6 protein-coding genes and 2 pseudogenes are annotated in these 7,693 nt (G+C 69.7%); 3 read left to right on the top strand and 5 right to left on the bottom strand.

Annotated elements, in window-relative coordinates:
• A pseudogene (locus tag ABTZ94_RS34785) lies at positions 1–288 on the bottom strand (IS200/IS605 family accessory protein TnpB-related protein); the annotation flags it as partial.
• A gap of 100 nt (positions 289–388) precedes the next feature.
• Between ABTZ94_RS34785 and ABTZ94_RS34780 the strand changes: the two are divergent.
• Together ABTZ94_RS34780 and ABTZ94_RS34775 are read left to right on the top strand one after the other, a co-directional pair.
• Positions 389–514: pseudogene (locus ABTZ94_RS34780) on the top strand (ABC transporter ATP-binding protein); the annotation flags it as partial.
• 74 nt (positions 515–588) lie between these two features.
• Complete coding sequence (locus tag ABTZ94_RS34775) at positions 589–2,058, top strand: FtsX-like permease family protein (RefSeq protein ID WP_351207004.1); 1,470 nt, start codon at positions 589–591, stop codon at positions 2,056–2,058.
• A gap of 78 nt (positions 2,059–2,136) precedes the next feature.
• Here ABTZ94_RS34775 and ABTZ94_RS34770 read toward each other — a convergent pair whose 3' ends face one another.
• The 4 genes from ABTZ94_RS34770 to ABTZ94_RS34755 form a co-directional block, all read right to left on the bottom strand.
• Positions 2,137–3,069, bottom strand: a complete 933-nt coding sequence (locus tag ABTZ94_RS34770; RefSeq protein WP_351207002.1) for a LysR family transcriptional regulator — start codon at positions 3,067–3,069, stop codon at positions 2,137–2,139.
• A 91-nt stretch (positions 3,070–3,160) separates the two neighbouring features.
• Positions 3,161–4,354 carry a glycine C-acetyltransferase gene (locus ABTZ94_RS34765; protein ID WP_351207000.1) on the bottom strand — a complete coding sequence of 398 codons (1,194 nt, stop codon included), beginning with the start codon at positions 4,352–4,354 and terminating at the stop codon, positions 3,161–3,163.
• Positions 4,355–4,405: 51 nt separating this feature from the next.
• The gene (gene tdh / locus ABTZ94_RS34760; protein ID WP_351206998.1) at positions 4,406–5,434 is read right to left on the bottom strand and encodes an L-threonine 3-dehydrogenase; all 1,029 of its coding nucleotides are present in this window, start codon (positions 5,432–5,434) and stop codon (positions 4,406–4,408) included.
• 337 nt (positions 5,435–5,771) lie between these two features.
• Positions 5,772–6,485 (bottom strand): alkaline phosphatase family protein, encoded by a 714-nt coding sequence (locus tag ABTZ94_RS34755; RefSeq protein WP_351206996.1) that lies wholly within the window; start codon positions 6,483–6,485, stop codon positions 5,772–5,774.
• Positions 6,486–6,865: 380 nt separating this feature from the next.
• Here ABTZ94_RS34755 and ABTZ94_RS34750 point away from each other — a divergent pair, with 380 nt between their 5' ends.
• Complete coding sequence (locus tag ABTZ94_RS34750; protein WP_351206994.1) at positions 6,866–7,468, top strand: hypothetical protein; 603 nt, start codon at positions 6,866–6,868, stop codon at positions 7,466–7,468.
• The last annotated feature ends 225 nt before the right edge of the window (positions 7,469–7,693 follow it).

Here is a 7,693-nt window from a genome sequence, read left to right as displayed (position 1 = left end):
TGCGAGCGCCCATTGATCGTGCGTGGCCTTGGTGATCGCACCCGCGATCCGCGACGACGACAGCGGCGTCAGGTCCCGCTTACGCGACGCCCAGGCCTCCGCGCTGTGCTCCAGGCCATCCGCGCAGCGAGCCTTGAGATCACGGGAAGCGAGCGCACCCTGATGCTCACCGACCGCGCGCAGGACTCCCTCGTCGTGCGGCGTGAGGTGTTTGAGACGGTCCCGGACCGCCACCCCGCAAGGCCCCGGCACCACGAAGGACGCCGTCAACTCCCTCAGCCCACCCACCACACCACCCCCTCCCACAAGGCCGGACACCTGGCACCCAGCCCAACGAGCAGCAGCCGCCAAGGTCACCCATTCGACCCCAGAACCCCCGTTCCCCATGGTGCTCGGTCTGCTGCGGGACGCGGTACGGATCGACGGCCGTACGGTCGTAATGGTCACCCATGATCCGGTGGCGGCGAGCTGGGCGGACACCGTGCTGACGATGGACGGCGGCCGGCTGCGATGAGCACGGGTACGGGTACGGCGGGTATAGGCACGAGTACGGACACGCGGAGGCGTGGCACGGATGCGCGGCACGGGGTGTGGCGGGCTTCGGCGTTCCTGGCCCGGCGTTCGCTGAGGGCTCATCGCCGGGTCTGGGCCGCGGTGTTCGCGGCGACGACGGCCGCGGCTGCGCTGATCGGCGCGTTCGCTTTCGTCGTCGGTTCGCTGCTGCTGGCGCAGCCGCCGGTGGACCGTCATGCCGGGGCCGACGCGGTGGTGGCGGCCGACCAGAATGTGACGTACACGGCGAAGCCGTGGGGCAGCGAGCCGCAGACCGCGACGACGTATCTGCCGGAACGGGTACGCCTCGACCGCTCCGCGGTGGCGAAGGCGGCTGCCGCCGACGGGGTCGCGAAGGCCGTCGCGGACGATTCGGTCCCGGTGGCTCTGGGCGGCGGGAGCGGTGGCACCGGGGCGGGCGGGGCTTCGGCCGTCGGCCGTTCCTGGGCGTCCGCCGCGCTCACTCCGTACCGGCTGACGGATGGACACACGCCGAGGACGTCCACGGAGGTGGTAGTCGACGGTGCGCTGGCGGCAGCGGCCGGGAGCAAGCCCGGTGACCGTGTGACATTGCAGGTCGACGGGCTGCCGGCCGATGCGGCACAGGCGGTGCGGGATGCTCCCGGGGTGAAGGCGGCGACCGGTGTGCTGCGCTCCAGCGTGGTCCTCGCCCGCCGTGAGTTCGGCGATCCGATGCTGGACCGGTTCCCCGTGCTGGGGGTGACGGCGGACCAGCTGCCCGGCACGCTCGACCCGCATGTCACGGCGGGTGATCCGGCGGACCTCACCGGCAAGGGCACGGTCGCAGTCGGCAAGGACCGGGCCGCCGACCTCGACGTCGGCCTCGGCGACACAGTGAAGCTCCGCCTCGGTGACGGTACGCAGGTACGGCTCCGAGTGGTAGCGCTCTACGAACGGACCCTGGGACTCGGCGAGTTCATGCTGCCGCGCGAGGCCCTGGCCGGGCACGTCTCAGCACCGCGCGACCAGCAGATCCTGATCCGCTCGGCGGACGGCGGGTCGGCCTCGGCCTCGGCTGTACGGCGCGCCCTCTCCCCGTACACGGGCGTGCAGGTCCGTACCGCGACGGCGGACGACGTACGGATCGCCCCGCCGTCGTCGGACCAGGACAACGCCCTCGTCATCATCGGTGTCGGCGTGATCGGCGGCTTCGCCCTGCTCGCGGTGATCAGCACACTGTCCCTGATCACGGTGGGCCGTCGCCCGGAATTCCGCCTGCTGCGGATGGTCGGCGCGGGCCGCCGTCAGGTGAGGCGGATGCTGATCCTGGAGACGGGACTGGTGGCGGTGGCGGGCCTGGCAGTCGGCACACTGGTCGCGGCGGTCCCGCTGGTGGCGTTCGCCGTGTCGACAACCGGTTCGGTGCCGTATCTGCCGCCGGTGCAGTACGGGGTGCTGGCACTGGCCGTGACGGTGGCGGCGGGTGCGGGGGCGGTGTGGCCGGGCTCGTCCGGCGGCCGCTTCGTCCTCAAGCGCCGGATGTGAGCCCGTCCAGCGGTTGAGGACGGCGCCCACCGCGGACGCGCGTCGCGGGAGGCGGACGCCCCTGCCCCCGGGCGCGCGTCAGGGCGAGGCCGACAGCGCCAGCGCCGCCTCCCGTACCGCCGCCGTGGCCAGCGCATCGAGCACCGGCGCGATCAGCGGATGCCCCTCCGCCCCGTGCCGCACCGCGGCGAAGACCCGGCGCGTCGGCGCGCTGCCCTCGACCGGCCGCACCACCACCCCCGTCAGCTCCATCCCCCGCAACGCCGACCGCGGCACCAACGCCACCCCGGCGCCCGCGCCGGCCAGCGCGACCACAGCGCGGAAGTCGTCCGAGGAATGCTCCAGCCTCGGCTGGAACCCGGCGAACTCGCAGGCCAGGACCACCACGTCATGGCAGGGATTGCCGGGGTACGGACCGATCCACGAGTCCTTCTCCAGGTCGGCGATCGACACCTGTTCCTGGCCGGCCAGCCGATGGTCCACCGGCAACACCGCGTCGAACGGCTCCGAGTACAGCGGCACACGGGTCAGCCGCCGGTCGTCCTCGCCCGGCGCGCCGCGGTACTCGACGGCGACCGCGACATCGACCTGCCGGTCGAGCACCATCGGCACGCTCGCATCGCCCTCGGCGTCCTGGACACGGACCCGTATGCCGGGCGCGGTGAGCGTCAGTTCGGCTATCGCGGGGGCGAGGACCAGGCCGATGCCGGTGGCGAACGCGGCGACCGTGACCGTACCGGCATCCCCGGCGCTGTACGCGGCGAGCTCCGCCTCGGCCCGTTCCAGCTGGGCCAGCACCGCATTGGTGTGGGTCAGCAGGATCTCGCCGGCCGGGGTGAGCCGGGCGCCGCGCGCGTTGCGTTCGACCAGCCGGTGGCCGGTCTCCTGCTCCAGCGCGGCGAGCTGCTGGGAGACCGCGGAGGGCGTGAGATACAGCGCGGCGGCTGCGGCGGTCACCGTGCGGTGGTCCGCCACCGTTCGGAGAATGCGCAGCCGCCGTGCATCGATCATGTGACCCATTGTCCCAGGTCACGGCGGGAACCCGGTCGCCCGGGTGAGGCTCTTGGACGGGGCTCCGTAAAGCGCCCCGTCCTCAGCGCCGCTACTCCCCCAGCGCCGCCCGCGCGTCGACGAACGCGTCCACGGCGCGGTTCACATCCGCCGTGGAGTGCGCGGCGGAGAGCTGGACGCGGATACGGGCCGCGCCCTGCGGGACGACCGGGTACGAGAACCCGATCACGTACACACCGCGCTCCAGGAGCAGCTCCGCCATCCGGCCTGCCTTCGCCGCGTCCCCGATCATGACGGGGGCGATGGCGTGGTCGCCGGGCAGGACGTCGAAGCCTTCCTCGGTCATCCGGGTACGGAAGAGCGCGGTGTTGGCATTGAGCTGCTCGCGCAGGTCGCCTGCGGCCTCCAGCAGGTCCAGGACCTTGAGCGAGGCCGCCGCGATGACCGGGGCGAGCGAGTTGGAGAAGAGGTACGGGCGGGAGCGCTGACGCAGCAGCGCGACGATCTCGGCGCGGGCCGCGACATAGCCGCCGGACGCACCTCCGAGGGCCTTGCCGAGGGTGCCGGTGATGATGTCGACGCGGTCCATCACGTCGTGCAGCTCGGGCGTACCGCGGCCGCCGGCGCCGACGAAGCCGACGGCGTGCGAGTCGTCGACCATGACCAGGGCGTCGTAGCGCTCGGCCAGGTCGCAGATCTCGCGCAGCGGGGCAACGTACCCGTCCATGGAGAAGACGCCGTCGGTGACGATGAGCCGGCGCCGGGCCCCGGACGCCTCCTTCAGCTGCGTCTCCAGGTCGGCCATGTCGCGGTTGGCGTAGCGGAAGCGCTTGGCCTTGGACAGGCGGATGCCGTCGATGATGGAGGCGTGGTTGAGGGCGTCGGAGATGACCGCGTCCTCCGGGCCGAGAACGGTCTCGAAGACACCTCCGTTGGCGTCGAAGCAGGAGGAGTAGAGGATCGTGTCCTCCTGGCCGAGGAACGTGGAGAGCCGCTGCTCCAGCTCCTTGTGGACCTCCTGGGTGCCGCAGATGAAGCGGACCGAGGCCATGCCGTAGCCCCAGCGGTCCAGCGCCTCGTGGGCGGCGGCGATCACCTCGGGGTGGTCCGCGAGGCCCAGGTAGTTGTTGGCGCAGAAGTTGAGCACCTCACCGGGGCGGCCGCCCTCGGTGACGGCGACGGTCGCGGACTGCGGGGTGCCGATCACGCGCTCGGGCTTGTGCAGTCCGGCGGCCTCGATCTCTTCGAGGGTGGTGCGCATGTCGTCGCGTACGGAGTCGAACATGAAGGGTGTCTCCCAGCTGTCTACGGTGGCGTCGTCTACGGAGGCGTCGGGTCAGGAGGTCCAGTCGAGGATGACCTTGCCGCCGCGGCCGCTCGCCGCGTCGTCGAAGGCCGCTTCGAAGTCGCGGTAGCCGTACCGGCCGGTGATCACGGGGGCGAGGTCGAGGCCGCCCTCCAGCAGTACGGACATGGCGTACCAGGTCTCGTACATCTCGCGGCCGTAGATGCCCTTGATGGTGATCATCGAGGTGACGATGCGGGACCAGTCGACGGGGAACTCCTCGGACGGCAGTCCGAGCATGGCGATCCGGCCGCCGTGCGTCATGTTCTCGATCATGTGGCGCATCGCCTCGGGCCGCCCGGACATCTCCAGGCCGATGTCGAAGCCCTCGCGCAGTCCGAGGCGCTTCTGCCCGTCGTAGATGGTCTCCTCGCTGACGTTGAGAGCGAGGCTGACGCCGACCTTCCGGGCCAGTTCCAGCCGGGCCTCGCTGACGTCGGTGATGACGACGTTACGGGCCCCGGCGTGCCGGGCGACCGCCGCCGCCATGATGCCGATCGGTCCGGCGCCGGTGATCAGTACGTCCTCACCGACCAGCGGGAACGACAGCGCGGTGTGCACGGCGTTGCCGAACGGGTCGAAGATCGCCGCGACGTCGAGGTCGACGGGGACCCGGTGCACCCACACATTGGACGCGGGCAGGGCGACGTACTCGGCGAATGCCCCGTCCCGGCCGACGCCGAGCCCGAGCGTGGAGCGGCACAGGTGACGGCGCCCGGCCAGACAGTTGCGGCACTTCCCACAGACCAGGTGGCCCTCGCCGCTGACCAGGTCGCCGATGTTGATGTCGACGACATCGGCGCCGGTCTCCGCGACCTCGCCGACGAACTCGTGTCCGAGGACGAGCGGGGTGCGTACGGCCTGCTGCGCCCAGCCGTCGTAGTTCCGGATGTGCAGATCGGTGCCGCAGATGCCGGTGCGGAGCACCTTGATCAGTACGTCCGAGGGGCCGATCTCCGGCTCGGGCACGTCCATCAGCCAGAGCCCCGGCTCGGCCTTCTGCTTCACGAGTGCCTTCACGGCGGTGGCTCCCTGCGCTGTACGGCGTTGAGTACCCCGGGCCGGGGGCAGTCTTGGGGAAGCCTGCGGCCCGGGGAAAATGAGAGGAACGGCATGGCAGCGCGCGTCGATCGGCTGCCGCGCTCCATCCTCTGCCGTCACGGAGAAATCTGCCGCACCCCGCGCCACAGGTCCATCGAGGATTTCTTAAGCGCGCCCGCAGCTCCGCTTCATGCCGGGCCGTCGGCTGTGCACAGCGCCGTCGTCGGCGCTGGTGCAAGGGGTATATCCGAAGTCCCGTGCGACGGGCCGGCCGCCCCTGAAGCGGGGTGACCGGCCCTCCGTGACACGTAAATGATCAGTCGCCGAGCTCCTGCGGCGGGTTGTCGCGGCCCGGTACCTCATTGGGTGCCAGGACGCGGCTGTCGCCCGGGTACGGCTTGGTCCATCCGGTGGACGCGTACCAGGTGATCCGGTTCAGCTGGGCCGGGTTCCCCTGGTCCTCGACGGGGTGGGAGCCACCCGTGGCCTTCGCCTGGATCGTGCTCCAGGCCTCCCACTGCGCGGCGATCTCCCGCATGTGGGCGGGTACCTGTGGGCGCTGGGCACCGCTGTCGGCCCTCTTCGCGGCGGCTGCGGAGGCCGGCTTCTTGAGGCCGTAGTCCAGCGGAATCCGGTTGGGCAGGCTGGTGTACGGGGTGAAGTCGGGCGTGTCGGTGAACAGGTCGCGCATGGGCTCGGCGGCCCGGTCGATCTGGTTCATCAGCTGGGCGCCGAGCATCTGCTCGATGGTCTTCACCACGTTGATCTGGGTGTAGTAGGTGGAGGTGACGGCGCCCCGTTTGGCGTAGGGGCTGATCACCCAGAGGGGTGCGCGGTGTCCGTCGACGTGGTCGACGCCGGCCTGCGAGTCGTCCTCGAGGACGAAGATCGCCGTGTCCTTCCAGAACTTGCTGTGCGAGATCGTGTCGACGACCCGGCCGACGGCGAGGTCGTTGTCGGCGACCATGGCGGTCGGGTAGGGGTCGATTCCGCTGGTGCCGTTGGTGTGGTCCTGCGGCAGCGCCATCATGGTGAAGTCGGGCGCGAAGTGCGTGAGCCCCAGATCGATGCCGATCGCGGCATCGGGTGCCGGCCCCTCCCAGCGCTCCCGGTCCGGTCCAGAGCGGCGGTGGACCCGAACCTCTTCCCGAGCCCACGCCCCACCACAGCCACCTGCCCCACGCCCACACCTGAGCCGTCCAACCGACCTCACCTCATCCGTCGCCGCGCTCAACAGTCGCCAATTTACGGATAGTTGGCAACGGTGGGGCGACAGTTGGGCGAACTCCGCGCTGCCGGTCCCAAGGACAGACGCCAGTCTTTCCCGGCGTAATGATGCCGGTGGGCGCCGGGCGACTGGCTAGGATTCTGGCTTCATCTCCGACGGTGGTGATCACAATGGGAGGCGACGTGGTGTACCTGGCCGAGGGCTGGGCGGATCCTGCAATTTTGGTAGCTATTGCCAGTGTCATAGCTACCGTGATCACCGGCATCGTTGCTGCCGTGGTGACATTGCGGACTGCCCTGCCCAAGAGGCGCTTGGGGTTCTATGTGAACAAGTTGGCACAGTTGATGTCCCCATCAACTGGTCTATCCGATGGACGACTTGTTGTCGCCTACGACGGAAATGTTCTCGTAAACCCCTACATCGTCGAGATTCAGATGCTGAACCAAACCGGTAAGGATATTCCAGCGAACCTCTTTGACTCCGGGGCGCCGATTGTCCTTGACCTTGGGGTGCCCATCATCGAGTTGATCGAGACTGCGTGGGAAGACTGGAACGACGGCACGCCCGTGAGACACACACCGCAAGCCACGCCTGGCCAGTCCAACTTGACCATGGAGCCAACGCTTATCCCCGGCCACCTGATGACAACCTTCACACTCTTGGTTGAGGGTGAGCCGAGACTTGATTACACCATTCCCTTGATCGACGTGAAGGTCGAATTCAAGGACCGGCCCACGCGCAGGCGACGCTCTTCCGGCGATGGCATTGATTTGAATCGAGGGTAGCTCACAGCAGAGCTGTCGATTACGTGCTGCAGATCGCCGAGCCGTCGCGGCGTGCCGTCGAACGTCCGCCCCGTGACCGCGATGTACCGGCCGGGTCGGGCAGGTCGGACAGCCAGAACTGGACGGCTACAGTAGCTCGCACCGGCCTGGGCGCGGATCCGGTTCCGTTGGCCCGACGACATCCGGTGCGCCAGCGCGGTGGGGGGCCGGTGTCCTCCGGGACAC

It is taken from the genome of Streptomyces sp. NPDC002785, assembly GCF_040295565.1.
Lineage (GTDB): Bacteria > Actinomycetota > Actinomycetes > Streptomycetales > Streptomycetaceae > Streptomyces.
Note: the sequence above shows the minus strand (reverse complement) of the source record. Positions and strands in the feature narration are given on the sequence as shown.

What these genes read in the sequence shown, in the direction of transcription:
- ABTZ94_RS34770 (WP_351207002.1), bottom strand. Translation starts at nt 3,069, where the DNA reads ATGATCGATGCACGGCGGCTGCGCATTCTCCGAACGGTGGCGGACCAC.
- ABTZ94_RS34755 (WP_351206996.1), bottom strand. Translation starts at nt 6,485, where the DNA reads ATGATGGCGCTGCCGCAGGACCACACCAACGGCACCAGCGGAATCGAC.
- ABTZ94_RS34765 (WP_351207000.1), bottom strand. Translation starts at nt 4,354, where the DNA reads ATGTTCGACTCCGTACGCGACGACATGCGCACCACCCTCGAAGAGATC.